23 protein-coding genes are annotated in these 23,885 nt (G+C 50.0%); 20 read left to right on the top strand and 3 right to left on the bottom strand.

What is annotated here, in order from left to right:
- Positions 1-366: 366 nt before the first annotated feature.
- From DK872_RS06310 to DK872_RS06240, 15 genes are all read left to right on the top strand, one after another.
- Complete coding sequence (locus DK872_RS06310; protein ID WP_007373371.1) at positions 367-1,146, top strand: SDR family oxidoreductase; 780 nt, start codon at positions 367-369, stop codon at positions 1,144-1,146.
- Positions 1,146-1,535: an acyl carrier protein gene (locus DK872_RS06305; RefSeq protein ID WP_007373372.1), complete on the top strand. Its 390-nt coding sequence runs from the start codon at positions 1,146-1,148 to the stop codon at positions 1,533-1,535. Before DK872_RS06310 ends, DK872_RS06305 begins: the two co-directional genes overlap by 1 nt.
- On the top strand, positions 1,535-2,599 hold the full coding sequence (locus DK872_RS06300) for a hypothetical protein (protein ID WP_090397523.1): 1,065 nt from the start codon (positions 1,535-1,537) through the stop codon (positions 2,597-2,599). The genes DK872_RS06305 and DK872_RS06300 overlap by 1 nt, the downstream gene beginning before the upstream one ends.
- Positions 2,600-2,612: 13 nt before the next feature.
- Positions 2,613-3,899: a beta-ketoacyl-[acyl-carrier-protein] synthase family protein gene (locus tag DK872_RS06295; protein ID WP_144134161.1), complete on the top strand. Its 1,287-nt coding sequence runs from the start codon at positions 2,613-2,615 to the stop codon at positions 3,897-3,899.
- Between the two features lie 10 nt (positions 3,900-3,909).
- Complete coding sequence (locus tag DK872_RS06290) at positions 3,910-5,316, top strand: AMP-binding protein (protein ID WP_161518134.1); 1,407 nt, start codon at positions 3,910-3,912, stop codon at positions 5,314-5,316.
- Between the two features lie 15 nt (positions 5,317-5,331).
- A complete protein-coding gene (locus tag DK872_RS06285) occupies positions 5,332-6,009 on the top strand; it encodes a 4'-phosphopantetheinyl transferase superfamily protein (RefSeq protein ID WP_139201271.1) in 678 nt (225 codons plus the stop codon).
- 51 nt (positions 6,010-6,060) lie between these two features.
- Positions 6,061-6,723, top strand: coding sequence for a class I SAM-dependent methyltransferase (locus DK872_RS06280; RefSeq protein ID WP_090397517.1), 663 nt, complete (start codon positions 6,061-6,063; stop codon positions 6,721-6,723).
- 6 nt (positions 6,724-6,729) lie between these two features.
- Positions 6,730-7,938 (top strand): AMP-binding protein, encoded by a 1,209-nt coding sequence (locus DK872_RS06275; RefSeq protein WP_161518133.1) that lies wholly within the window; start codon positions 6,730-6,732, stop codon positions 7,936-7,938.
- On the top strand, positions 7,938-8,747 hold the full coding sequence (locus tag DK872_RS06270) for a class I SAM-dependent methyltransferase (RefSeq protein WP_071920280.1): 810 nt from the start codon (positions 7,938-7,940) through the stop codon (positions 8,745-8,747). Before DK872_RS06275 ends, DK872_RS06270 begins: the two co-directional genes overlap by 1 nt.
- A gap of 3 nt (positions 8,748-8,750) precedes the next feature.
- Positions 8,751-9,824 (top strand): citrate/2-methylcitrate synthase, encoded by a 1,074-nt coding sequence (locus DK872_RS06265; protein WP_071920281.1) that lies wholly within the window; start codon positions 8,751-8,753, stop codon positions 9,822-9,824.
- Positions 9,815-10,615 (top strand): beta-hydroxyacyl-ACP dehydratase, encoded by an 801-nt coding sequence (locus tag DK872_RS06260; RefSeq protein ID WP_079516885.1) that lies wholly within the window; start codon positions 9,815-9,817, stop codon positions 10,613-10,615. The genes DK872_RS06265 and DK872_RS06260 overlap by 10 nt, the downstream gene beginning before the upstream one ends.
- Positions 10,600-11,157, top strand: coding sequence for a hypothetical protein (locus DK872_RS06255; protein ID WP_007373382.1), 558 nt, complete (start codon positions 10,600-10,602; stop codon positions 11,155-11,157). The genes DK872_RS06260 and DK872_RS06255 overlap by 16 nt, the downstream gene beginning before the upstream one ends.
- A 1-nt stretch (position 11,158) precedes the next feature.
- Positions 11,159-11,668, top strand: coding sequence for a DUF6622 family protein (locus DK872_RS06250; protein WP_161518132.1), 510 nt, complete (start codon positions 11,159-11,161; stop codon positions 11,666-11,668).
- A gap of 218 nt (positions 11,669-11,886) precedes the next feature.
- Complete coding sequence (gcvA, locus tag DK872_RS06245; protein ID WP_161518131.1) at positions 11,887-12,792, top strand: transcriptional regulator GcvA; 906 nt, start codon at positions 11,887-11,889, stop codon at positions 12,790-12,792.
- 135 nt (positions 12,793-12,927) lie between these two features.
- Complete coding sequence (locus DK872_RS06240; RefSeq protein WP_007373385.1) at positions 12,928-13,818, top strand: oxidoreductase; 891 nt, start codon at positions 12,928-12,930, stop codon at positions 13,816-13,818.
- 104 nt (positions 13,819-13,922) lie between these two features.
- On the opposite strand, the gene DK872_RS06235 is transcribed toward DK872_RS06240, so the two are convergent.
- The gene (locus DK872_RS06235; protein ID WP_161518130.1) at positions 13,923-14,840 is read right to left on the bottom strand and encodes a LysR family transcriptional regulator; all 918 of its coding nucleotides are present in this window, start codon (positions 14,838-14,840) and stop codon (positions 13,923-13,925) included.
- Positions 14,841-14,940: 100 nt separating this feature from the next.
- Here DK872_RS06235 and DK872_RS06230 point away from each other — a divergent pair, with 100 nt between their 5' ends.
- Complete coding sequence (locus tag DK872_RS06230; RefSeq protein WP_161518129.1) at positions 14,941-15,939, top strand: aldo/keto reductase; 999 nt, start codon at positions 14,941-14,943, stop codon at positions 15,937-15,939.
- Positions 15,940-16,061: 122 nt separating this feature from the next.
- Here DK872_RS06230 and DK872_RS06225 read toward each other — a convergent pair whose 3' ends face one another.
- A complete protein-coding gene (locus tag DK872_RS06225; RefSeq protein WP_090397509.1) occupies positions 16,062-16,532 on the bottom strand; it encodes a hypothetical protein in 471 nt (156 codons plus the stop codon).
- Positions 16,533-16,593: 61 nt separating this feature from the next.
- Positions 16,594-18,060, bottom strand: a complete 1,467-nt coding sequence (locus DK872_RS06220; RefSeq protein ID WP_161518128.1) for an efflux transporter outer membrane subunit — start codon at positions 18,058-18,060, stop codon at positions 16,594-16,596.
- 89 nt (positions 18,061-18,149) lie between these two features.
- Here DK872_RS06220 and DK872_RS06215 point away from each other — a divergent pair, with 89 nt between their 5' ends.
- The 4 genes from DK872_RS06215 (at position 18,150) to DK872_RS06200 (ending at position 23,808) form a co-directional block, all read left to right on the top strand.
- Positions 18,150-18,764, top strand: coding sequence for a TetR/AcrR family transcriptional regulator (locus DK872_RS06215; RefSeq protein ID WP_007373390.1), 615 nt, complete (start codon positions 18,150-18,152; stop codon positions 18,762-18,764).
- Positions 18,765-18,838: 74 nt separating this feature from the next.
- Positions 18,839-19,948, top strand: a complete 1,110-nt coding sequence (locus DK872_RS06210) for an efflux RND transporter periplasmic adaptor subunit (protein WP_007373391.1) — start codon at positions 18,839-18,841, stop codon at positions 19,946-19,948.
- Positions 19,945-23,046, top strand: a complete 3,102-nt coding sequence (locus tag DK872_RS06205) for an efflux RND transporter permease subunit (protein WP_161518127.1) — start codon at positions 19,945-19,947, stop codon at positions 23,044-23,046. Before DK872_RS06210 ends, DK872_RS06205 begins: the two co-directional genes overlap by 4 nt.
- 84 nt (positions 23,047-23,130) lie before the next feature.
- Positions 23,131-23,808 (top strand): hypothetical protein, encoded by a 678-nt coding sequence (locus tag DK872_RS06200; protein ID WP_107146435.1) that lies wholly within the window; start codon positions 23,131-23,133, stop codon positions 23,806-23,808.
- Positions 23,809-23,885 lie beyond the last annotated feature (77 nt).

Here is a 23,885-nt window from a genome sequence, read left to right as displayed (position 1 = left end):
GCATAAAAATATCCATTGCAGCAATAACCATATTTAATAATAACTTACGACAGGTATTAGCAAATTTGTTTGCGAAGAATACCTGCGGATGATTATTGCCTGAATTACAGGTTATTTAATGTCTGACTGTCAGTGGATATTAAATGCTTGTGATTGGATTCCTTTTGCCTTTTATTTGTCTGTAAATATTTTAAAGTAAAAGTAATTGATTTTGTAAAATTAGATGATATTTTAAAACGTAATCAGACATTGCTTATTTATATAGCCTTCTCAGGGCTTGTGTTTGTATTGAGAATGGATGATTCAATTTTTGAGCTGCAATAGAAGATTCATGGTTACGCTTAAATATAAGCAAGGAGAAGTGTCATGAGCCATATCTTTACCGATGTTATAAATCATCCTGCATATAATGAAAAACCTTTGGCGCTGGTAGTGGCAGGTACTGCTGAGATAGGACGGAATGTCATTAATTCATTAATTAATGATGGTTATCTCGTTGTTTTTACGTGGTTCAGTAATGAAGCTGTAGTCAGCGATATGAAGGCGCGATATCAAAGCGCTGTTATGCCGGTTCAGCTGGATTTGACCTCTGAGCATGACGTCGTGCAATTCTGTACTGCCTTAGAAAATATCAAAGTAGATGTAGCCATCTACTGTGCTGGTAATAACCCGGCGTGTCTTTGCGATGAGCTGAAACCCGAAAATATTCGCACCACAACGCGTCTTAACTATCTGTCGGCAGTATTAATTTTTAATACTATCGTCAAAACGATGAAGCAGTATAAAGAAAATGAGACCAAGCTAGTGTTTATCAGCTCGGTGGCGGCCAAAAAAATCAGCGTGGGCAACTCGCTGTATGGTTCGACAAAAGCAGCAATGGAAAGATATCTCTCCAGCGTCGCTCTGGAAATGGCCAGATTCAATATCAGGACGCTATGCCTGAGCCCTGGTTATATCAAAACAAAAATGCTCCAGGACTATTGTGCGAAAGAAGGGAGAAGTATCGCCAGTATAGAAAAAACGATCCCAATGAGAAAAATGCTGGCTACTGAAGATGTTGCAAATGCCGTCAGCTCATTTATTAACGGCACAATTATTACTACAGGCGTTTCATTAACGATCGGAAATGGTGAGGGGATAATCTAATGTATATTTCAACAATTAATCAGATTTTTAAAGATATCATGTACCTGGATGAAGCAGAAGAGCTTGATCCGAACAAGTCATTGTTCTCTGATTACGGGATGACCTCGATTGATTATATTGATTTTGCCTTCGAGTTAAAAAAACACTTCAAAGTTGACGTTAGCCCTGAAAGCCTTTGGCCGGTAAATAAATGGGCGACTACAGAAGATTACTACTCATTTGATACCAAAGAGTGGACCAGCAAAGGCCTTACTGAAATCAACAATCTGCTGGGCTTAAAAGGAGCAGACGCGGTTGATAAAAAAATTCAGTTCAAGGAGCTCTACTCCTATTTCACGCTGAACTATATCAACCAACAAATATCAGCCGTTAAGACGCAGGTCGCGTGATGGAAAAGGTCTATATAAAAAACTATGGTGTGCATCAGCAATTTGCCACCAATAGTGCGGCGCTGAGCCAGTTACTGGCCACCGCGGGGGAAATTAACCCCCATGATCTGGACTACTACAGTTTTTCGACACCATCGGTGGTGGAAAAAAAGTGGGTCAGCAGAGAGGACTGCTCAGTACTGAACTCAATGTCAAAAATGGCGATCAATGCGCTGATCGATTTTAAAAGCAAAGCGTGCCTCGACGAGCATGCAAAAGCCTTTCTTTATACGGCATGTGACAGTGAGGAGCACAGTTTTACTACGCTTTTTGAAATTTGCCGTAAATACAACGATGATGGTTCAGTCTGGAAACATATCCAGCAATATAAAGAGATGAATAATCCTCTTGATATGCTGAGATTACTGCCAACTAATGTGCTGTATCACACCTCAAAATTATTACGTGACCATGAGGAAGGTACACCGTTACGCGCCGCATCGTTAAGTGGCCTGGTGGCATTAAAACTGGCCTGGGCTGACATCGTTAATTCAACGGCAAAAGAAGGGGCAATGGTGGTGAGCGCGGCAAATATGCTGACCTTCGATAGCCTGGCCGTTTTTAAAAAGTTTGGTGAAATCCGGCAAAATGCTACGGATGCGTCCGGTATTATCCCCAGTTGGGGGGCGGCGGTGATGTCTTTAGACAATGACAGCCGCAATGCGCTGGCTGAATTAACCTCTGTCACTGTTCACTACTGCCCCAAAGTCAGGTTTGAACAAGAGGACTGGGAACGTTTGTTGGGCAAACAGCGGACACAACAGGGAGAACCCGATGTTATTATCAGTTATAACAACGGTATTCGCGCACAAAAAATAGCTGAGTATTCTGCGCTAGAGAAATTTTTCCCCCGGGCAAGGGTTATCAATTATAAAGCGAAAACCGGTTACACCGGGAAACTCAATAATATCCTGGATATTTTATGCTGCCTTAATGATCCCGCTATTCCTTCAGGAGCCAGGGTCATGCTGAATGGCGCTGGTATCAATTATGGTATCGGGAACATTTGGTTAATTAAAAGCTGAGGAAAGGATCATAATGAATACCCATTTCGATGCAGATACTTTATGTATCAGTGCATATGGCGCGGTCACGCCATTAGGCAGCAATCTGGATGAAATTCACGCCAGCTTTATGAATGAGAAAAGCGGTATACGGGAGATAAAGAAGTTTGATCACCGCTATTTTCAGACGCATGAAGCCGGTATTCCTGTTGAAGGTAATGCTGCAATTAGCTGGCCTAAAAAAAGCCCCTTCAGAAACGGCGAGCTTTTTTACGCCGGATTAGCAGCAAAGCGCCTGCACGATCGGCTGCGGCTACAGACATATTATTCTGCGGAAGAAATTGGCTGCATCGTGGGAATCGATGAGCCGGCGATCGATATTGAACAGTGCATCGGTTTTTCGGAAAAAGTTCCTGCTGATGCGGATAAGCAATGCCTGGTCGATGCTGCGCTGGAGCATTTTAAAATTGGTGATTTTCTCGATCTTGATACCACCGCTGTTCTGAAAGCGATACATGAAATCATCCCCTTTGCGGGTCTCAGCTTCGCGCATTTAGGCCTCTGCTCGGCTTCAACGCAAAGTATCGGCCTGGCTATGCGAGCTATCCGCAGCGGCGAAATTAAAGCGGCAATTTGCGGCGGTGTTTCAGCCAAAGTCACGCCGTTGAACCTTGCGCGATTAGAAGGAATGGGGGTGATCTCGACCGATGAACACTATTGTGGCACCGCGCGTTCGCGGCCTTTCGATCGGCACCGCAGCGGATTTGTCTTAGCAGAAGGCGCGGGGCTGTTCGTCATTGAAAAGCTATCCAGCGTATTGGCGCGGCAGGACAAGCCTCTGGCCTATTTATTGGGTTATGGCGGCGCACTCTGCGCGCAGCATATTGTGATGCCGCATCAAGACGATCTGGAAATGCAATTGTCGATGGAACGGGCCATCGAACATGCAGGGGTTGACCGTAATACGATTGACTTTGTGAATACGCATGGAACATCAACATTACAAAATGACCAGCACGAAGCCAGCGCAATCAGAAAAGTATTTGGTGAGCACAATCCGGCGATTGTGGCGACGAAATCGTATCACGGGCACCTGATTGCGGCTGCCGGGGCGATGGAAATTCTGGGCGTGCTGGTTTCATTTCAGCATGATCTCTTACCCAAAATTTTGAATTGCGATGAACCCGATCCGCAATTACCCGATGGCATTGAACTTGTGAATGAGCATCAGCACCGGCCGCTTAAATACGCATTGAAAAACTCATTTGGTATGGGCGGTGGCGCAGGCAGTCTGGTTTTAGGAAATCCAAAATATCTGTAAGGCAGACATCATGCTAACAATGCATTCCTTATTAGAAAGAGACTGGCAAGTAATTTGTCATGACAGTCAATATTCGTCAGATGATGTCACCATGCTGACAAAGGGCTGTGCCAGTAGCGTGGTCAGATATTTTCGTCATCGCCCGCAGGTGGAACAAAATAAGCTTTTTGTTTTTGTGATTAGAAATAATTTCGAAGGCATGATCAGCTATTTTGTTGCTTCTGCGCTCAGGTTGAAAGCCTGGATAGTCAATATTCATGACCTTGACATTGTTGATATGCTGGTTGATACAGATTGTATTGCGGCTTTGGTTATGAGCAATGAAGTCAGGGATATTAATACGATAAACCAGCGGATTAATATCTCATTTGACCGCTGTTCGACGCTTGCGAGCGAGAAGCTTGATGGTTTTACTGAGTATACGTGTGCGCGTTTTTATTTTTGCACCTCCGGAACAACCAGTACGCCTAAGCTGATCCAGTATCATGAAAATACACTGATTGAAAACGCATGTGCGGTGAGCCAGTATCTCAAGCTCGGCAATGAAGATCGCTCATTGTGTTATTTTCCGGTGCAGTATATGTATGGTCTCTCAACCATGCTGTGTGCATTTTTATCGGAAAGTAGACTGGTATTTGAAAAATTCCACATCAGCAATATTGGTGAACTTGTTTCACACTACAGCATTACCAATTTGCCTTTAATCGGCGACTGGATGCTGCCAGTCAGCGAAATTTTTACCAAAAGCCGAATTCACGTAAACAATATCCTGAATGCATCCGATCGTCTGCTTACCGTGCAGGCAGCGAGCATCCTTTCATCCTGCAATACATTGTGGAATAACTTCGGCCAGACCGAATCCGGGCCTCGTTTATTTCATAATGGGATTCGGTCGCCTGGTGATATTGAAAAAACCAGCAAATATGGCGTTGTAGCGCCCGGTAAGGTCATGACGGATAGCATCAAAATTGATTTGCGTCCCGTCGATGTGGAGGCGTCTGATTCAGTGTGCCGGATGTTTTATAAAACGCCTTTCGCTTGTGATGGCTATGTCGATAGCTACCTGCAATTAAAGCCGCGAGCGGAATGGTTTGATTCCGGCGATCTGTTTGTGAAAGATGAAGCCGAATGCTATTACTGGATTGCCAGAGCGGTGAATGAATTCAAACACAACGGCAAGTTTATTCCGGTTCAGCTTATTTCAAATGATATTGTGAAGAATGCCGGATGCCTGCGACACTATTTTTCAAAAGCGCAGAACGGCGATCTTTATCTCAATCTTGATATGTCCGCGAGCAGTGCGCAGATAAAGACAATCACCAAGCTATTGTCAGATAAATGGTATCAGTATGCATTCAGAATAAATGTCAGAGAAATCGCTACGACAAAAACAGGGAAGATAAAATGTGCAGTATAGGGTAAGAGTCGTGGCATGAATAAAGTGTATGTTAATCGTCATGCAAACAACTATCTGTGCATTGTGAGTCACTCTTTTTATGCCGCTTATTTAAATGTCGACAGGCTTCATCGCTATTTGCCGGTCTCAACAACGCGTACAGCGGAAAAGATATTGTGCCGTGAAATGGCCAGAGTGCTTTTTGTCGATATATTTAACAGGATTTTGTCTGGCGTCGATATGGCCCACAGTTCCGTAAGCCATGGACGGAATGAAAGCGTTATGTTGGTGAATAATGATCCGCGGATTCATTCTGTCGGGATTGATATCGAGTTTATCGAAAAGGCGAAAGCACCAAGGCCATTTATGCTGAATTATTGTGAAAAATATGCCCGTTTCTCGCTGGAGCAGGCGCCGGACAACCGTTTATGCACCACGATATTCAGCTGTATGGAGAGTCTGTATAAGGCATTGTGCGCCATTTCGGCATGTACTTTTGATATCAATGATTATTTATTAGTTGCACATAATCGGGTGAGATGCGTTTTCCGCTATGTTGGCAAAGTACCTGAATTTAAGGGAGGGACGTTTATTTGTAACTGCTATTACCTTGAACAATCCGTAATAACCGTCGTTTTGCTGGATGCATCTTTAACATCGATCATTTTAGATGATCTGTTATATGAAGAGATGAGCGTCGCAATACCCGGTTAACTTTTTAACAATCCTGTGGCATAGCCATCAATATATTTAAGGAATATTGGTATGAACGATTTGCTGGTAGATATCACACCTGAACACTATGAAACTTACGCGACAGAAGGTACATCACCGTGGAACGAGTATTTAAAGGAAAGGATTCTGGAAGAAGCATCCAGTATTACTTCGCCGAGGAAAAAAATTCTGGACATTGGTATGGGAACCGGCCACATGCTTTTCGACCTGTTCCAGTCGCAAAAACTCACTGATTACTCCTTTTATGGGGTTGATATTGATCCGCGCATGGTGCGTTTTTGCGTTAAAAAATGTACCGAGTTGAAATGCCAGCATGTATTCAACATTGTTGAAGCCAGCGTCAGTAATTTACCGTTTCCCGATAATTCATTTTCAATGATCTATGCCCGCTCCGTCATTCATCACTGGGCTGAACCTGCAAAAGGATTGCAGGAGCTGTGTCGTGTTCTGGATAGCGGCGGTCGCATTATTATCCACGAACCGCTGGCCGATGCAGAAGAGACCGCGCTGGGTGTTTTCAATCAATCACGTAGCGAGTGTGGCGTGACGAATATGTCCACGGAAGAAAAATTCACGCTGGCGAGTCTTACCGCGCTTATGCACTGCTGCGATCTTGACGGGATAAGCTGGACAGTGACGCGCGGAGAAGGCCTTGCTGCCCTGGGCTGTGAAATTTTCATTAAAAAGGCCTGAGTCATCATGGATTATTGCTGCGCTGAGATGTATGCAAAAATGCAACCGCGGATTACGGCAATCACCGGATGCCAGGCATTCGATTATACGGCCTTCCGTGATTCAGTCAGGATGAGTTCCCACGTTTATTCAACCACTGGCGACAGTGGTTCTTTGACGCAGCGGGACCCTGCGGCTGAACAAATACCGATGCTGCTTGGCGCCACAAGCGGCACCACCGGGGCGATGAAAATGATCAGCGTCCGTTTAAAATCCAGCAAGGACGCGGTCAGCGCATCGGAGCACAATTTAATTCATAACCTGCGGTCACGGCAGGTTTTTTCCGCAGGAGACGTCGTTGGTAACCTCTTTACGATTAACCTGTTTTCATCCTTACACTATTCGGCGTGTGAAATTTTAAAACATTGTCGCGCGCATGTGGTTCCGGTCGGCGATATTGCATTGCTGCAGAAGAATCATTTCGATTTTCTGGCCGAAATTCAGCTCTCGACGCTGTTTGGTGTGCCGGCCACTCTCGTTCAGTTTGTGGAAACTATGCTCCGGCTTGGGGTTCCGCTGTCCATTAAAAAAGTGGTCTTTACCGGTGAACCGATGTTGGCCGCGCATGAAAAGTATCTGCGCGAGGTACTGGGCGATGACCTTCGGGTAATCGGTTTGTACGGCCTGTCGGAGTGCGGTTTCATTGGGATGTCTGTCGAGGGGCATCATAATAAATATCTGCTGTTCAGCGATGACTTCTTCTTTGAATATGACGATAAAAAAGGGCTATTGGTCACGTCGCTGGACCCGGATGCCTCACGTAAACTTGTCAGATATCCGGTAGGGGATATGGGCAAATTATCCGTTGAAAATAATCAACTCTATTTTCAGGGTATTAAACGCAACGCGATAGATTTTAATTTCATGGGCAATCTGATTAGCCATGAAAAAATAGCCAGAATGATTAATCAACGATTGCCTGAGGCGATTGTTCAAATCGTCTTGTCGTTATCCGCTGAGAGACAAGAAATCATGGATATTAAAATCTGCTGCGGATTATCTCATGCCTCTGATTTGTCCGGGCTGGAGAACGAAATCTGTCATTTGCCGGATATTTATGAAGCCTATATGAAAAACCGGGGACGTATCAATCTCACCGTTGTTGAGTATAACGCTCTGCTTTTTTCACCCAGAGGGAAATGTCTGCTGGTTTGCGACACAAGGGAGTCATGCTAATGCAACTTGATCACTTGCTTCATGAAATTGTGTTAGTGAATTCGCATCCGATTGATGAGCATTCACTCTTTTCTATGGATTTTTACGACAGGCTCCAGCATATCAGTATGCAATTTTCTGCTGCGCGCAGAGAGGATGCTGCCGTTTTTAATACCTTTATTGATACCCACAAGGATCTTCTTGCGGAACTGGATCGTAAAGCGCTCGACTATGAAATGAAATATGAAGAGCAAATGTCAGGAATGATGTCCAGGCGCCTGGCGATCCCGCAATCTGAGCTTGAGAGTATCAGCAATAACAGAAATAAGTTTATCGATTTTTATCGCCAACTCTACAATGCAGAAAGGGCGCTTATCCGCAGTGATGCGGAAAATATTTGTCATGTGGGTTGCGGGCCGATGCCAACCAGCGTGCTGATGTGGGCAAAATATTCAGCATGTCAAATAACCGCTCTGGATATTATTCAGGATGCGGTAGCGCAGGCGCAAAATGTTTTCGATTACTGGCGTATTCCTAAAGATGTAGAGGCGCATCGCGTTCGCTTTTTATGTCAGCCAGGCGAAGAGTTTGATTATAAAAATATGGATGTCATTATTTTGTCTTCTTCCATTATGAATAAGAAAAACCTGTACGCAGCCATTAAAAAAACGATCACCAAAACGGTCGATGTGATAGAGCGGGAACCTAACTTCCTTTATGAGTCGGGGTATCTGAATATTGATGAAATGGCTGAGCAGTTTATCGCCAAAACCACGCTCAATAATGTCAACATCAGGCTCTATCGCCTGTCGCCGGAGCAACAGGAGTAAATCATGTCAGATGATGTTATTGATAATTATGATTTAGATAATAACGTATTGTTTATTCGTGGATGCAATTTGATCGACATTGCCGATGCAAACCGTTATTTGCAGAATGCCTGGTTTGCACTGACCGGCAGCCTCGTTAATGAAGAACAGATGGATCGGCTTATTCAGAGCGCCAGCACCGAACTGAAACAAACGGACCCTGTAACGAAAATTAAAGCGATGCATCAACTGATCAACGCATTGCCATCACTGACCTTAATGCAGCGGTTTATGATGTTATTGTCGCAAGTTGAGGTGTCAGCGGCGCAGCATAAAGTTATGGCACCGGTAAACGCTGACGACTGTCTGAAAATTATCTTGCTTATGCCGTGGATTATTTCGCTGGCGCGTTCTTCTGAGCCATTTTTTGATTTACCGGCGATAGAAAATTGCAAATCCTTTGAACACTATTTTTGGTTCGCGTTAACCGGGAAGGCGGCCTCTTCCGGCCTGGATGATGAGGCGCGTTGCCGGTTTATGTCTCTGCTGTTGGGCGGGTTTGGTATTGTGACGCCTACTACCACCACGGTAAGGTTTATTGCCAGTACCAAGAGCGATGTTATTTCTGCATTAATCGGTGGGTTTTGTGCCACCGGGCCTGCGCATATGGGCGCCTGTAAATATGCGATCATGAGACTGTCCAGCGTCATTGATGATGTTGAAAAAGGGAATATTGATGCCGCGGCAAACCATTACTGCAAGGACAAGCCCTGGCCGGGGTTTGGTCATCCGATCATGCGCAATGATGTCCGGGTCGATTTCTTCTTTTCACGCTTTCAAATGTTGATGCGACCCTTCAGTGCGCTTGCCCGTGCCATTTCGGACAACAGCGGGCTGCAACCCAATGTCGATTTTTTAATTGCCAGCGTCATGAGTGCGCACCGGGTTATGCCTGAACTGGGGCTGCTGGCCTTTTTTGTCTGTCGGGTGCCGATACTTCTCGCGCACTATCAAGCGCGGTTTAGCGCCCACTCCTTTGGTTTGTCATCAGAGGATTTAAGAGAAAAATATAAAAAGGTTCCCCAATCATGGCTATAAGTCATCGCGTCGGGCCCAATTTCCTCGGTATATGTCAGGGCATTGCCTTAACGGAGTCGACGGCTGCTTGCGGGCAAATTAATATTTCCCACTGGGATTTAGCGCATAACTACCTGAAACCGGGTTTGTTACTCGAAGCCTTGCATCAATTTGCCGTTCGCTTCGCCACTGCGGTTTCGAAAAATACCGATCCAACCTGGCGCTATCTGCCGGTGATGGTGGAAAAGTTTGACTCAGCCGCCAATTTTGATAGCGAACTGTTACGCGTTGAAGGGCATATTGAACTTATTAATGATGCTTACCGTATTCACTGTAAGGCCACTCCACGCGATAATCACCGCGCTGTTATTGCGCAGGCTATTATCATGGTCAGCAAGGTCTACTTACCTGAATCGGCTTCCGACAACGCCTCGCCATCATTCCTCGGTGATTTATATAATGTTTCTCCGTTAACCGGGGATACTTATTCTTTTTCCTTTAACGCGCATCATCCGCTTTTTCAGGAGCACTTTCCCTCCCGGGCCGTATGTCCCGGTTCATTGTTGATTGACATGGTTCTCTCGTTAGCGTCGTGCGAGACGGCGGAGAATATCGCTTTTGTTGCGCTGGAAAAAGTCAAATTTATTGAAGCGGTTTATCCGGGAAATGCCTATCTGCTTTCCATTAAACGAGATGCCGGGTGTGATTCGGGCGGTGTTTTTTATATTCATTCGGAAACTAAAAAACGATGCACGTGCGGCAAGTTTTCTATTAAATATAGAAAGGATGATGCGATATGTTCAATATTATAATTTCCTTTATTCCGTGGAGTATCTACTCATGGGTGGTCAATGAAAACGTGTTAACCATCGTTGAAAGGTCACTGATCTTAAGTGTGATCTTACTGTTTATTATTGTGGTGAACATTAAAATTGTCCGACAGGGAGAGCCAGTGATGATTACCAATATTCTGACGGTAATTATCCTGTTTATTAATTACTTTGCCGGATGGTCTACGTTGTTACTGAATTACCCAACAAGTTTTTGTTATCTGTCACTCGCGTTCGTCTCGTTTATGAGTCTGTTGGTCAAGAAACCCTTTACCATTTTTTATGCCAGTGCCGGTGTTTCTGAGGAGAAACGCAGGCATATCATGTTCTACCTTATCAACAAATATATTACATGGATTTGGACAATCATCTTTCTTGCCAATGGCCTGCTCAATGCATTTTTTGCATGGACTCCCCAGCTTCGTCTGGCCACTATTGGCCTGGTCTGTGTTGGTATTCTTTTTTCTAAATATCTTCCTAACATCATGCGATACTTTTATCGCGTCAAACACCATGGTGCATAATATGTCATTATTAACGATTTTGACCGGAACTCCTGTATGGGTCTGGATTTTGCTTGTTTTTCTCATTGCGAGAGGAATAAATGCATTGAATGACCGGGAAATGGAAGTTAAGCGGCTTTTTCTGTTGCCGTTAATCTTCCTTTTTTGGGGTGGAAGCGGCGTGATTAATGAACTGGCGTTCCCGCACTGGGGAATGGTATCCATGCTGGCGGGGCTACTCATTGGCGGCAGCGTTGGCTGGTTGCTCTGGCGTTCTGGCCCGCGTTTAAAAACCAAAGAGGGAACGGATTTAATTATTCGTCCGGGTACGCCATTGACCCTGATATTTATCATTGTTGCTTTTGCTACCAAATTCGCGTTGATTTTTTTTCTCAATGTCGAACCGGATTTGAAATACGCGTTTAATTTTAATCTTATGTTTGGTCTGTTGAGTGGAATTATCGACGGTGTGTTTTGGGGCGGAACGCTAAATTTATATTTTACGCCCCGACAGGCCGAGAAAGGCATCTGAATACATTGGCGCCTGCGTATCACTGCCTGGCCTCCGGGCCACCGATAAGCACATGCGCGGGAGAATATGCAGAACGCTCCCGGACTGAGGAGCGTTTCTGAGCGTGGCTTCTATTATTTTAAGCACACGATAGTGTGTTTTCTCTGCGGCACCGTTTCCCTGACAATCAATCGAGCCTATTGTGTTATGAGTATTAGCTCATTACAGGGAACAGAAAGATGCGTGATCTTCCTCCTATTGCCACGCTGCGTGCATTCGAGGTGGCAACCCGCCACACGACGTTTACTTCCGCCGCAGAAGAGCTGTGTATTACACAAAGCGCCGTCAGCCATCAGTTAAAAAACCTTGAAGAACTCTGGGGCCTGCAACTTTTTCAGCGCGGTAAGCCCCTCAGCCTGACCCCCGCTGGCGCCGCGCTCGCTCCTCTGGTGCGTGAATTTCTTAGCAAGCTGGAAACCACCCTTAGCGATCTGCGTGAGCAAAAAGGTCGGGTGCGATTGCGCGTCAATACCACTTACTCCTTTGCGCTGAAGTGGCTGCTTCCGCGGTTACCGGGGTTAGCGCGATTGCATCCGGAGATCCTGGTCAGCCTGGAAAGTACGGATAAAGCCATTCACTTCGCCAGCACCGATGCGGATGTGGCGATCCGTTTCGGCCACGGTAATTATCCGGCACTGCACACGGAATTTATGTTCCGCGAGCAGCTCTTTCCGGTAGCCAGCCCGGCGCTTTTACAGCGGTTTGGTACGCCGGATAAACCTGCCGAACTGCTGCGCTACCCGCTCCTGACGCGTGACGGCGCCGATCTGGTCCCGAAATGGGGCGCCTGGTTTAAGCGGGTCGGCGTCAACACCGATGTGCTGCATGAGAGTGTCCGCTTTGCCGATACCAATATGACGATTGAAGCTGCGCTACTTGGGCAGGGGATTGCCCTGGCGCGCAGCGGGCACGTTGAAAAAGAGATTGGCGATGGCTCTCTGATCCGGCTCTTTGATATCCCTTTTCCTTCTCCGGCCGCCTATTACTTCGTCTGCCCTCTGGGAACGGAAACCCAGCCTCATATTGTGAAATTCCGCAGTTGGTTGCTGGCCGAATCACAGCAGGCGCAGCGTAGTTATCGTTAAAGCATGAGTATTTGCTCATGGCGCGATGATGACACTTCACTTTTCATCCGTGGGGGCGCTGTTTAGCATCACTCTATGCTGACCGCGAGAACGCAATCGGCACGCTGATGATTCAATCAACCAGGAGGGCTCAAGATGTCTGACTATCCTTCCATCGCGCTTATCGGTCCCGGCGCGATCGGTACGACTATCGCTGCGGTATTGCATGAAGTTGGCCGCACGCCGCTACTGTGCGGGCGCACTGCCCATTCACAGTTAGTTCTGCGCCACGATGAAGGAGAAATTGTTGTGCCGGGGCCGGTGCTGAACAATCCGGCTGCGATCGCCAATCCTTTCGATGTGGTGTTTGTGGCGGTGAAAACGACCCAGGTCGCTGACTGTGCCGACTGGCTGGCCGCCCTGTGCGATGAAAACACCGTGGTGTGCGCGCTGCAAAACGGCGTTGAGCAGAAAAATCAGCTGGAAAGCCGTGTTAATGGTGCCAGCATACTGCCTTCTGTCGTCTGGTTTCCGGCGCAGCGTGAGCCAGACGCCTCAGTGTGGCTGCGCGTCAAACCGCGTCTTACGCTGCCGGATGTGCCGCAGGCAAAGCGGGTGGCAAAGGCGCTCAGCGGCACTCGCTGTGCGGTTGAGCTGTCGTCCGATTTTACGTCGATCGCCTGGCGCAAGCTGCTGCAAAATGCCGTTGCAGGTCTGATGGTGCTGGCTAATCGCCGCGCCGGAATGTTTTCTCGCGGCGATGTAACGGAACTGGCGCTGGCTTACCTGCGCGAATGCCTGACGGTTGCACGTGCGCAAGGCGCGCTACTGCACGATAACGTTCCGCAGGAAATTATTGAGGGTTTTCAACGCGCACCTGCGGATTTAGGCACCTCGATCCTGGCCGATCGGCAGGCTAACCGCCCCATGGAGTGGGATATTCGCAACGGCGTAATACAGCGTTATGGTCATGCGCAGGGCATTCCCGTCCCCATCAGCGATGTGCTGGTTCCGCTGCTGGCGGCCGGGAGCGAGGGGCCGGGTTAACGCGTTTTCGGCCGCCACGTTTTTAAGCGCAGAGAGAGCAGGGCAAGCGATTTTTGCCTGGCTCTCCGGGGGCTGATTCCACTGCAGCCGGTAATAACAAACTTTCAGTCCTTTTCGCTAAGACGTTTATTTCTCGACATGACCCATGTGATAAAAGTGCGTAATGGCGCAGGAATATGTTTACGCCCCGGATAATAAAGCGAGAAATTTTCAGCGGGATAAGGAAAACCAGGTAATAAACGAATCAGCGTGCCGTCATTAATTTTCTGGCGCACCAGCGGTTCATAAACAAAAGCGATGCCCAGTGCCGATTCCGCCGCCTGGATCATCGCTGCATCCGAATCAATAATCAGATCGCCATTCACCGCTATTTCTTTAATGTTATGTTGCTCATCGATAAATTCCCAGCGGTAAATCTCCCCGCTGGGAAAACAGCGGTTAATACATTTAAAGTTAACAAGTTCCTGTGGCGAATCCGGTTCGCCATATTTGTTAATAAATTCAGGGCTGGCAACAGGAATAAGGGAAAGCCTGGGGCCTAACGCGATGGCAATCATATCTTTAGGGACATCCTGAATATAGCGAATTCCCGCATCGAAACCGGATTCGATGATGTTCACTTTTTTGTCGGTGGTGAACAATTCCAGAGTGATATCAGGGTATTCTGTTTTGAATTCAATAAAATACTCCTGAAAGAAAAGATCAAGCACGATACGCGGCAGGTTTACTTTTATTTTGCCTTCTGGCTTCGCCCGGTGTGAATTGAGGCTGTCGATGGCGCGGATATAGTCATTAAAAACAGGCGTAATATTGTTTACGAATTCTTCGCCGATAGCTGTCAATGAAAGACTACGGGTTGACCGGTTTAAAAGCCTTACACCTAATCTCTCTTCCAGATTATTTATGGCGCTGGTCAGGGACGGTGGTGAAAGATTTAATTCTTTGGCCGCTTTGCGAAAACTCCCATGCTTTACAATAAGAAAAAGCATTTCGATATGCTGAAAGTCGGGAAGTTTTTTCATTGTTAATTTCCATTGAATACTGCATTAGGGACATATTAATTGTTACGGATATTAAAGGGAAGTATATCTGTAATCACTTTCTACATATGAGGAAAATAAGGTGAAGAAACGTTTTCTTGGCAAAGATAAATTCCAGGTTTCAGCAGTAGGCCTCGGTTGCATGGGGATGAGTTTTGCTTACGGCGGAGTCGAAGAATCGCAGGCCATTAAAACCCTGCACGCAGCGGTGGATATGGGTGTTACGTTCCTGGATACCGCCGAAGTTTACGGCCCTTATGATAATGAGTTGCTGATCGGTAAGGCCATCAAAGGAATACGCGATAAAGTTCAGATCGCGACAAAATTCGGTTTCCGTATTCTGCCGAATGGCCACGGGATCGAGCGAATGGCGGGCGTGGACAGCCGTCCTCACCATATCCGCGAAGCGGTCGAAGGATCGCTTCAACGGCTTCATATCGACACCATCGATTTACTTTATCAACACCGGATTGATCCCGATGTTCCTGTGGAAGAGGTTGTGGGAACGATGGCGGAGCTGATCAAGGAGGGAAAAGTTCGCCATATCGGGCTTTCCGAAGTGTCGCCGCAGACCCTGCGTCGCGCCTGTAAAGTCCATCCTGTCACTGCGGTCCAGAGCGAATATTCTCTCTGGTCGCGTGAGCCGGAAGCAGGCATTCTCAGCGCTTGCCGCGAATTAGGCGTCGGGTTTGTGCCGTACAGCCCGCTCGGGCGCGGCTTTTTAACCGGCAAGATTACCGACTGCTCCGGCTTCGCCAGCGATGATTTCCGTCGGCAGCTTCCTCGTTTTCAACGCGAGGCGATGGCGAAAAATCATCAACTTCTCAGCCAGTTGCAGAGTGTAGCCGCTCGATACGAATGTAGCCTGGCGCAGCTTGCGCTCGCCTGGGTGATGAGCAGAGGCGAGGATATTGTGCCGATTCCCGGAGCCAGAAATAGTGCGCATTTACAGGACAATACTGGCGCGGCCAGTTTGCAGTTATCGGGTGCGGATATCAGCATAATGGATAATATCTTTACCCCGGAGAGCGTTTGCGGCCTGAGATATAACGAAGGTGACTTTAATTTAATCGACCAATAATAGCCGACGGTCCATAAGATCTGCCGCAGGTGGAGGGAGCGGTAAGATGCAAGATTGGCATAATGCGGTCTATTTTATCCGGGTAAAAATTGGCGGGATTTTGCCCGGGCGTAGGGGTTACTTCACGGGCCTGGCTGGCGCAATGTAGCAGAAGGCAACATGTGATAACTAAGCTCGATGGAATTTGCTGTTTTGATTGCAGGTAAGAATGCGTGAAGAAGAAAAAGCAGATCATCGATCTGCGCAGCGGAAAAGACCATAGACGGCGTGGCGGTCAGTAAAGAGAGGGTAGCCAGGTTCGCTTCACTCTCTGTCTGTACATAAACTACGGTTTGCGAAGGCCGGTATGTCGTGCTCTGCTGGCTGTGCTCTGCGGTGCTGGTTGTTGTACTGACAAGAATCATATCGGCTTCGTCGATGACCGCCCGATCGTTATCGAGGATCCAACAGGGAAATTGTCTTGCCAGATCCTCGGCGCGATGAAAGCTATCGGCTAAGAGAAAAACATGGGCGTCAGGCGCAAGCCGGAATAACCCGGCTAATAAGGTTTCGGTCAGATCAGTGATACCCAGAATACCGATTCGTTTCACCATTTCCCCCCCCCCCCCTTTACTCAGCGCACAGAGTTTTTTACGACCCCAGAACCGCCGCGCTTTAACCGGATTGCCGGGCCGTTCCGCCGTCGGAAGGGGGTTGCCAGCCGCCACCCAGCGCCCTGAAAGCAGCCACGGCTGCGCGTGCAGAGGCGGTCTGCGCCTGCGCCCTTGCATCGGACGCCTGAAGAAGATTTTCATCGTTATGCAGTACATCAATCAGGCTGGCGGCCCCTTGCTGAAAAGCGACAAAGGAAGCCTGACGCGCGCTGGCCAGCGCGGTTTCGCCCGTCGTCAGCGTCGCTGCCTGCGTTTCCCGGTTGATCAGCGCAGAGAACGCATTTTCAACATCTTCGGTTGCGCGTAATACCGACAACCGGTAAGCGGCAAGCGCTTCCGCCTGCTGGCCTTTCGCCTGTTCTATTTGTGCGTTGATCCGGCCAAAATCAAAAAGCCGCCAGCGTAAACCCAGCACGCCAGCCGACTGGCTGGCTCCCGCAGTGAACAGATTCCCGCTGGAGACTGCCGTTGCGCTGCCGAGCAGAGTGTTGAGTGAAAACGTCGGGTAATACTCGCTGACCGCCACGCCGATGCGGGCGCTTGATGCGGCCAGGTGGCGCTCCGCCACGATGATATCGGGCCTGCGGCGCAGCAGCTCTGCTGGAGTCCCCATCGCGGCGATCTGCGGTGTCTGTGGGATTGCAGCGGGCGAAGAGAGCTGCGCCCGGTGCGTGCCTGGTGGAGTACCGAGCATCACGTCCAGCGCATTCATTGCGGCATCAATTCCGTTCTGCAGAACCGGAACGGTAGCCTGAACCTGCGCCAGCGCGCCTTCGGTCTGGTGTACCTGATATTCAGGCGCTAACCCTTTGCTGTGGAGCAGTTGTACCTTTTCCAGCAGTTGTTGCTGCGTATTGACCTGATTATTTGCAATGGCCAGCCGGGTCTGTAACCCGCGCAACGTAATATAGATATCGGCCGTTTGCGCCGCCACGGCAAGGCGCGTCGCGGCGACGCCCGCCTCAGAGGCCTGATAATCTGCCAGCGCAGCCTGACGAGCGCGGCGCAGCCCGCCGAACAGATCAATCTCCCAGCTTGCGTTGAGATCGGTTTCATAGGAATTACCGTAGCGATTATAATCCGGCGTCGAGTTGAGAACCTGTCCCAGAGGGGTTTCGACCGACTGATACGCGCGAGCGGCTTGCCCGCTGATATTTCCCGAGGGGAGTAGCGCCGCTGTTGCTGTTCCGAGCCCGGCACGGGCCTGTGTCATTCTGGCGGATGCCTGGGCAAGATCGAGATTTTGTGCGAGCGCGTCTGAAACCAACTGACTCAAGAGAGGATCCCCGAAACCTTTCCACCAGGTTGTGAAACTGACGGGGCCGGATGTGTTTCGCTGCGGTTGTGCCGGTTGCGCCTGGTAGTGCTCCGCCAGCGGGGCATCAGGACGACGATAATCCGGTCCAACGGCGCAGCCCGTCAGAATGCAGGTACTCACAACCAGAGCAAGAGTACGTTGGGGAAACATGGTGAATCCTTGAGGCGAAATAAAGTTGTGACTACATTACCAAATGGTCACTCGTTGTCAATCCGGGCGCATTGAGCTAAGCTGAAAAAATGACTAAAGATATGAACACCACCCCTTCACGAGGCCCGACGGATCACAATGTCCGCGATCAGGTCGTTGAAGCGGCCACTGAGCACTTCAGCCATTTTGGCTATGAGAAAACCACGGTGTCCGATCTGGCGAAAGCGATCGGTTTCTCCAAGGCATACATCTATAAATTTTTCGACTCCAAGCAGGCTATCGGCGAAGTTATCTGTGCTAACCGGCTGGCGATGATCATGGACATTGTCAATACCGCCATCGCGGATGCGCCGACCGCTTCTGAAAAAATACGGCGTTTACTCAAAACGTTAACGGAAGCTGGCAGCGATCTATTTTTTTGCGATCGCAAGCTATACGACATTGCCGCTGTGGCAGCGCGGGATAACTGGCCGTCAGTGGTGGCTTATAAGCAGCATCTGCGAGAACTGATTGAAACAATCCTTGTTGAAGGGCGTCAGGCGGGGGAATTTGAAAGAAAAACGCCGCTGGACGAGGCCGCGCATGCGATTTATCTGGTCATGCTCCCGTATATCAGCCCGGTTGAGCTGCAATATAATCTGGAAACAGCCCCGACGGCCGCTGTATTGCTGGCATCACTGATATTGCGCAGCCTGTCGCCATAATTTGTGACTATTGACAATATTGGTCACTAGTTTGAGAATGCGGTTCCTGTCCTGTTAAATAAATAAGGGAACCCATGCTCAGGCCCACACTTGCCACCTTTGTTTTTTGCCTGTTGCCGTTTGCGCTTGTCGCCTGCGGCGACGCTTCCAGCGTCGACGATCCCCGTAGCCAGCCACCTTTGGTGAGGTCGGTGACGGTGGTGGGCGCAGCCGATTCCTCGCGTGCCTTTACGGGTACTGTTGTGGCACGCATTCAAAGCGCTATAGGCTTCCGGGTGTCGGGTAAGATCCTTGAACGTCTCGTTGATACCGGCCAGACCGTCAAAAAAGGGCAGCCGTTAATGCGTCTGGACCCCGTCGATCTGCATCTGCAGGCGCAGGCCCAGCAGCAAGCCGTTGCGGCTGCACAGGCGCGCGCCAGGCAGACGGCCGATGATGAGGCGCGTTATCGGGGGCTGGTTGCGGCAGGCGCGGTCTCTGCTTCGGCTTACGATCAGATAAAAGCGGCTGCGGCGACGGCGAAGGCGGAATTGAGCGCCGCTCAGGCGCAGGCCAGCGTGGCGCAAAATGCGATGAGCTACGCGTTACTGGTGGCTGACGCCGATGGCGTGGTTATGGAAACGCTGGCTGAACCTGGTCAGGTGGTCAGTGCCGGAGAGCCGGTGGTCCGGCTGGCCAGAGCCGGGCTGCGCGAGGCGATTGTCCAGTTGCCGGAAACGTTGCGCCCGGCACCTGGAAGCGAGGCGAGGGCGACGCTGTACGGTAACGAAAGCGAAGCGGTGACGGCAAAACTACGCTTGCTGTCAGATGCCGCCGATCCGCTGACGCGTACATTTGAGGCGCGATACATCCTTGAGGGCGCTCTTGCGAACGCTCCTCTCGGCGCCACCGTTACGCTCCATATTGGCGAAGAGAATGTGTCTCATCAGTTACTCCAGGTGCCACTGGCGGCGATTTATGATGCAGGTAAAGGGCCGGGCGTCTGGCGAATTTCCGGCAAGCCCGCCAAAGTGACATGGCAACCCGTGCAGGTGGTGAGCCTGGGGGATGATGCGGCAAGCGTGACCGGTAGCCTTAAGCCCGGCGAGCAGGTCGTGGCGCTGGGGGCGCATCTGCTGCATGACGGTGAGGCAATCCGGCTGGCTAAGCAGAACGATGCCAGTGTCGCCGGGAGCCAGCCATGAGTACGTCGCGGTTTAACCTTTCGGCGCTCGCTGTGCGCGAGCGTTCCATCACACTGTTTCTCATTTTGCTGATTACGGTTGCCGGGATTCTCGCGTTCTTTGGACTGGGACGTGCAGAAGATCCGCCGTTTACCGTCAAACAGATGACCATCATTTCAGCCTGGCCTGGCGCCACGGCGCAGGAGATGCAGGACCAGGTAGCCGAACCGCTGGAAAAGCGTTTGCAGGAGCTTAAGTGGTATGACCGTAGCGAGACCTACACGCGGCCGGGGCTGGCTTTTACCACGCTCTCATTACAGGATGGAACACCGCCTTCCCAGGTTCAGGAGGAGTTTTACCAGGCGCGTAAAAAGCTGGGTGATGAGGCAAAAAGCCTGCCCACAGGCGTAATCGGCCCGATGATCAACGATGAGTTCTCCGATGTCACTTTTGCACTCTTTGCCCTGAAAGCAAAGGGCGAGCCGCAGCGCCTGCTGGTGCGTGATGCCGAGTCATTACGTCAGCGTTTATTGCATGTTCCCGGCGTTAAAAAGGTCAATATTATCGGCGAACAGGCGGAGCGGATATTTGTCTCGTTCTCCCACGATCGGCTGGCAACGCTGGGTATTTCTCCACAGGATATTTTTTCTGCCCTGAACAGCCAGAACGTGTTGACGCCTGCCGGTTCGATAGACGCCAGGGGGCCGCAGGTTTTTATCCGTCTTGATGGCGCTTTCGACGATCTGGAGAAAATTCGTAACACGCCCGTTGTCGCTCAGGGCAGAACATTGCAACTCTCCGATGTGGCGACGGTGGAGCGCGGTTACGAAGATCCGGCAACGTTCCTGGTGCGCAATCAGGGAGAACCTGCACTGCTGCTGGGGATCGTGATGCGTGAGGGCTGGAACGGTCTGGAACTGGGTAAAGCGCTGGATGCGGAGGCGAGCAATATTAATGCGCAGATGCCGCTCGGTATGACTTTTAGCAAAGTGACCGATCAGTCCGTCAATATCAGCTCGGCAGTCGACGAATTCATGATCAAATTTTTCGTCGCGTTGCTGGTGGTGATGCTGGTCTGCTTTCTCAGTATGGGCTGGCGCGTCGGTGTCGTGGTTGCCGCTGCGGTACCTTTAACATTGGCTGCCGTTTTTGTGGTGATGGAAGCCACGGGCAAGAATTTTGACCGTATAACCCTGGGATCGCTCATCCTCGCTCTGGGGCTGCTGGTGGATGACGCTATCATTGCCATCGAAATGATGGTGGTAAAAATGGAGGAGGGATATGACCGGATCAAAGCCTCAGCCTACGCCTGGAGCCACACCGCTGCGCCAATGCTGGCTGGCACACTGGTAACGGCCGTTGGCTTTATGCCCAACGGGTTTGCGCAATCCACGGCGGGCGAATATACCAGCAATATGTTCTGGATTGTGGGAATTGCATTGATTGCTTCCTGGGTGGTGGCGGTGGTGTTTACGCCTTACCTGGGGGTGAAAATGCTGCCCAACATCAAAACGGTTGAAGGGGGGTACTCGGCTATCTACAACACCCGCCGCTACAACCGTTTTCGTGCATTTCTGACCCGCGTTATTGCGCGGAAATGGCTCGCCGCCGGCTCGGTTATTGCGCTTTTTATCATCGCCATTCTGGGGATGGGGCTGGTTAAAAAACAATTTTTCCCTACCTCCGATCGCCCGGAAGTGCTGGTGGAAATACAACTGCCTTACGGTAGCGCCATTGAGCAGACCAGCGCCTCGGCGGCAAAAATCGAAAACTGGCTCAAGGAACAACAAGAAGCCAAAATCGTCACCGCGTACGTAGGGCAGGGATCGCCACGCTTTTATCTGGCGATGGCGCCGGAACTGCCCGATCCTTCATTTGCGAAAATTGTTGTGCTCACCGACAGCGAGGAAGCGCGCGATGCGCTCAAGCACCGGCTTCGCGAAGCGGTGGCTGATGGGCTTGCGCCCGAAGCGCGCGTTCGCGTTACGCAACTGGTGTTTGGCCCCTATTCGCCGTATCCGGTGGCATTCCGTGTGATGGGGCCGGATCCGGCCAGACTGCGTGACATCGCCGACAAAGTGAAAACGGTGATGCAGGCCAGCCCGTTGATGAGAACCGTCAATACAGACTGGGGAACGCGTGTGCCTGCGCTGCATTTCACGCTCGATCAAAACCGCCTGCAATCGGTGGGATTGACATCGGGCAGCGTGGCTCAGCAGCTTCAGTTCCTGCTTTCGGGCGTGCCAGTCACCCAGGTGCGTGAAGATATTCGTTCGGTACAGGTGATGGCGCGCGCTGCGGGGAATATTCGTCTTGATCCGGCAAGAATCGGCGACTTTACCTTAGTCGGATCGGCCGGGCAGCGCGTTCCGCTGTCGCAAATAGGGACGTTTGAGGTACGTATGGAAGATCCTGTCCTGCGCCGTCGCGATCGTACGCCAACCATTACCGTACGGGGCGATATCGCCGACTCTCTTCAGCCGCCAGATGTATCGGTGGCGATAATGAAGCAACTTCAGCCGATCATCACGTCGCTACCGGATGGATATCGTATTGAGCTGGCGGGTTCCATTGAGGAGTCAGGAAAAGCCACCAAAGCGATGGCACCTTTATTCCCTATCATGATAGCCATGACGCTACTGATCATTATCCTGCAGGTGCGTTCGATGTCGGCAATGGTGATGGTCTTTATGACCGCGCCTCTGGGATTGATTGGGGTCGTGCCAACGCTGCTGCTCTTTGACAAACCTTTTGGTATCAATGCGCTGGTGGGGTTGGTCGCGCTTTCGGGCATTCTCATGCGCAACACATTAATCCTTATCGGTCAGATCCATCACAACCAACAGGAAGGACTTGCGCCGTTCCCTGCGGTTGTTGAGGCAACCGTACAGCGCGCCCGGCCGGTACTGCTCACGGCGCTGGCAGCCATTCTGGCGTTTATTCCACTGACGCACTCCATATTTTGGGGCACACTGGCTTATACGCTTATCGGCGGGACATTCGGTGGAACTATTATCACATTGGTATTTTTGCCAGCGATGTACGCTATCTGGTACCGGATAAAAGTTCCTGCTTCAGCAACCTCACCGGCGGAACGCGCAGTAAAACAACCTGAATAATCTTGTGCTGTCCGGGCATGCGTTGCGATACCAGCCACGCATGCCTGTGTACTAGCATTATTTTTTATGCTGACGGGATGCCAGATGATGAACCGCGAACTGGATGCTCTCTACTCTTCGACAAACCAACAAACACTCGCGCAGTGGCAAGTAACTCAGGGTATCGGCAAGCCACGCGGCGCGTATTACGACCCGCGCAGGCTTGCGCTGGCCGCCGGGATCCAACCAGAGATGCCTGCGCAGATCCGTGCGCTGCTTGATGATTTACAGCAGCTTGCCGGGCGCGATCCGTTAGCGGATATCCTGCCCGCAGAAGGATTCCATTTCACCTTTTTACCCCTGACATTGCCGCTCTACGAACCGGGGGAACCCTTACCGGAAAAGATCCAGCACTTAACAACGTGTTGGAAGCGCTATCACGCTCAGACAATTAAGATAAGTGCATTACGCCTGGTGGCGTTACCCGGTCAGCTATTACTTGCGGGGATCGCTGATGAACAGGCGATGGCGATGCGCCACGCTTTTTGCCAGCAGGTTTTGCATTCAGCGTGGCGGGACGAATTGCTTGCCAGGCACCCGGCGTTACCTTTGCCGCCGTTATTTTGGCACAGCACACTGTTACGTTACGGCGCAACATACTTACCGCAGACGCTGCGGGAATTCTTCCTCGCCCGGCAGGGGCGTGATTATGGTGATGTCGCCGGCAGTTTGAAACTGGCCCGCATCAATTACAACTGGACGCAGTGCTATCCTTTGGATTAGCCCGATAGCCGGGTTACGGTACTCCGGCTGACGGGCAGGTGCCTCATTCAACAGGGAAATATCCGTGATATATTGAA

The sequence above is a fragment of the Kosakonia sp. MH5 genome (genome assembly GCF_009935945.1).
Taxonomy (GTDB): Bacteria; Pseudomonadota; Gammaproteobacteria; order Enterobacterales; family Enterobacteriaceae; genus Kosakonia; species Kosakonia radicincitans.
This window is presented reverse-complemented; position numbering and strand designations above follow the sequence as displayed.

Bases quoted from the DNA above. Each gene is read 5' to 3' on its own strand.
- DK872_RS06310 (WP_007373371.1), top strand. From the start codon at position 367: ATGAGCCATATCTTTACCGATGTTATAAATCATCCTGCATATAATGAA.
- DK872_RS06305 (WP_007373372.1), top strand. From the start codon at position 1,146: ATGTATATTTCAACAATTAATCAGATTTTTAAAGATATCATGTACCTG.
- DK872_RS06300 (WP_090397523.1), top strand. From the start codon at position 1,535: ATGGAAAAGGTCTATATAAAAAACTATGGTGTGCATCAGCAATTTGCC.
- DK872_RS06295 (WP_144134161.1), top strand. From the start codon at position 2,613: ATGAATACCCATTTCGATGCAGATACTTTATGTATCAGTGCATATGGC.
- DK872_RS06290 (WP_161518134.1), top strand. From the start codon at position 3,910: ATGCTAACAATGCATTCCTTATTAGAAAGAGACTGGCAAGTAATTTGT.
- DK872_RS06285 (WP_139201271.1), top strand. From the start codon at position 5,332: ATGAATAAAGTGTATGTTAATCGTCATGCAAACAACTATCTGTGCATT.
- DK872_RS06280 (WP_090397517.1), top strand. From the start codon at position 6,061: ATGAACGATTTGCTGGTAGATATCACACCTGAACACTATGAAACTTAC.
- DK872_RS06275 (WP_161518133.1), top strand. From the start codon at position 6,730: ATGGATTATTGCTGCGCTGAGATGTATGCAAAAATGCAACCGCGGATT.
- DK872_RS06270 (WP_071920280.1), top strand. From the start codon at position 7,938: ATGCAACTTGATCACTTGCTTCATGAAATTGTGTTAGTGAATTCGCAT.
- DK872_RS06265 (WP_071920281.1), top strand. From the start codon at position 8,751: ATGTCAGATGATGTTATTGATAATTATGATTTAGATAATAACGTATTG.
- DK872_RS06260 (WP_079516885.1), top strand. From the start codon at position 9,815: ATGGCTATAAGTCATCGCGTCGGGCCCAATTTCCTCGGTATATGTCAG.
- DK872_RS06255 (WP_007373382.1), top strand. From the start codon at position 10,600: ATGTTCAATATTATAATTTCCTTTATTCCGTGGAGTATCTACTCATGG.
- DK872_RS06250 (WP_161518132.1), top strand. From the start codon at position 11,159: ATGTCATTATTAACGATTTTGACCGGAACTCCTGTATGGGTCTGGATT.
- gcvA (WP_161518131.1), top strand. From the start codon at position 11,887: ATGCGTGATCTTCCTCCTATTGCCACGCTGCGTGCATTCGAGGTGGCA.
- DK872_RS06240 (WP_007373385.1), top strand. From the start codon at position 12,928: ATGTCTGACTATCCTTCCATCGCGCTTATCGGTCCCGGCGCGATCGGT.
- DK872_RS06235 (WP_161518130.1), bottom strand. From the start codon at position 14,840: ATGAAAAAACTTCCCGACTTTCAGCATATCGAAATGCTTTTTCTTATT.
- DK872_RS06225 (WP_090397509.1), bottom strand. From the start codon at position 16,532: ATGGTGAAACGAATCGGTATTCTGGGTATCACTGATCTGACCGAAACC.
- DK872_RS06220 (WP_161518128.1), bottom strand. From the start codon at position 18,060: ATGTTTCCCCAACGTACTCTTGCTCTGGTTGTGAGTACCTGCATTCTG.
- DK872_RS06215 (WP_007373390.1), top strand. From the start codon at position 18,150: ATGACTAAAGATATGAACACCACCCCTTCACGAGGCCCGACGGATCAC.
- DK872_RS06210 (WP_007373391.1), top strand. From the start codon at position 18,839: ATGCTCAGGCCCACACTTGCCACCTTTGTTTTTTGCCTGTTGCCGTTT.
- DK872_RS06205 (WP_161518127.1), top strand. From the start codon at position 19,945: ATGAGTACGTCGCGGTTTAACCTTTCGGCGCTCGCTGTGCGCGAGCGT.
- DK872_RS06200 (WP_107146435.1), top strand. From the start codon at position 23,131: ATGATGAACCGCGAACTGGATGCTCTCTACTCTTCGACAAACCAACAA.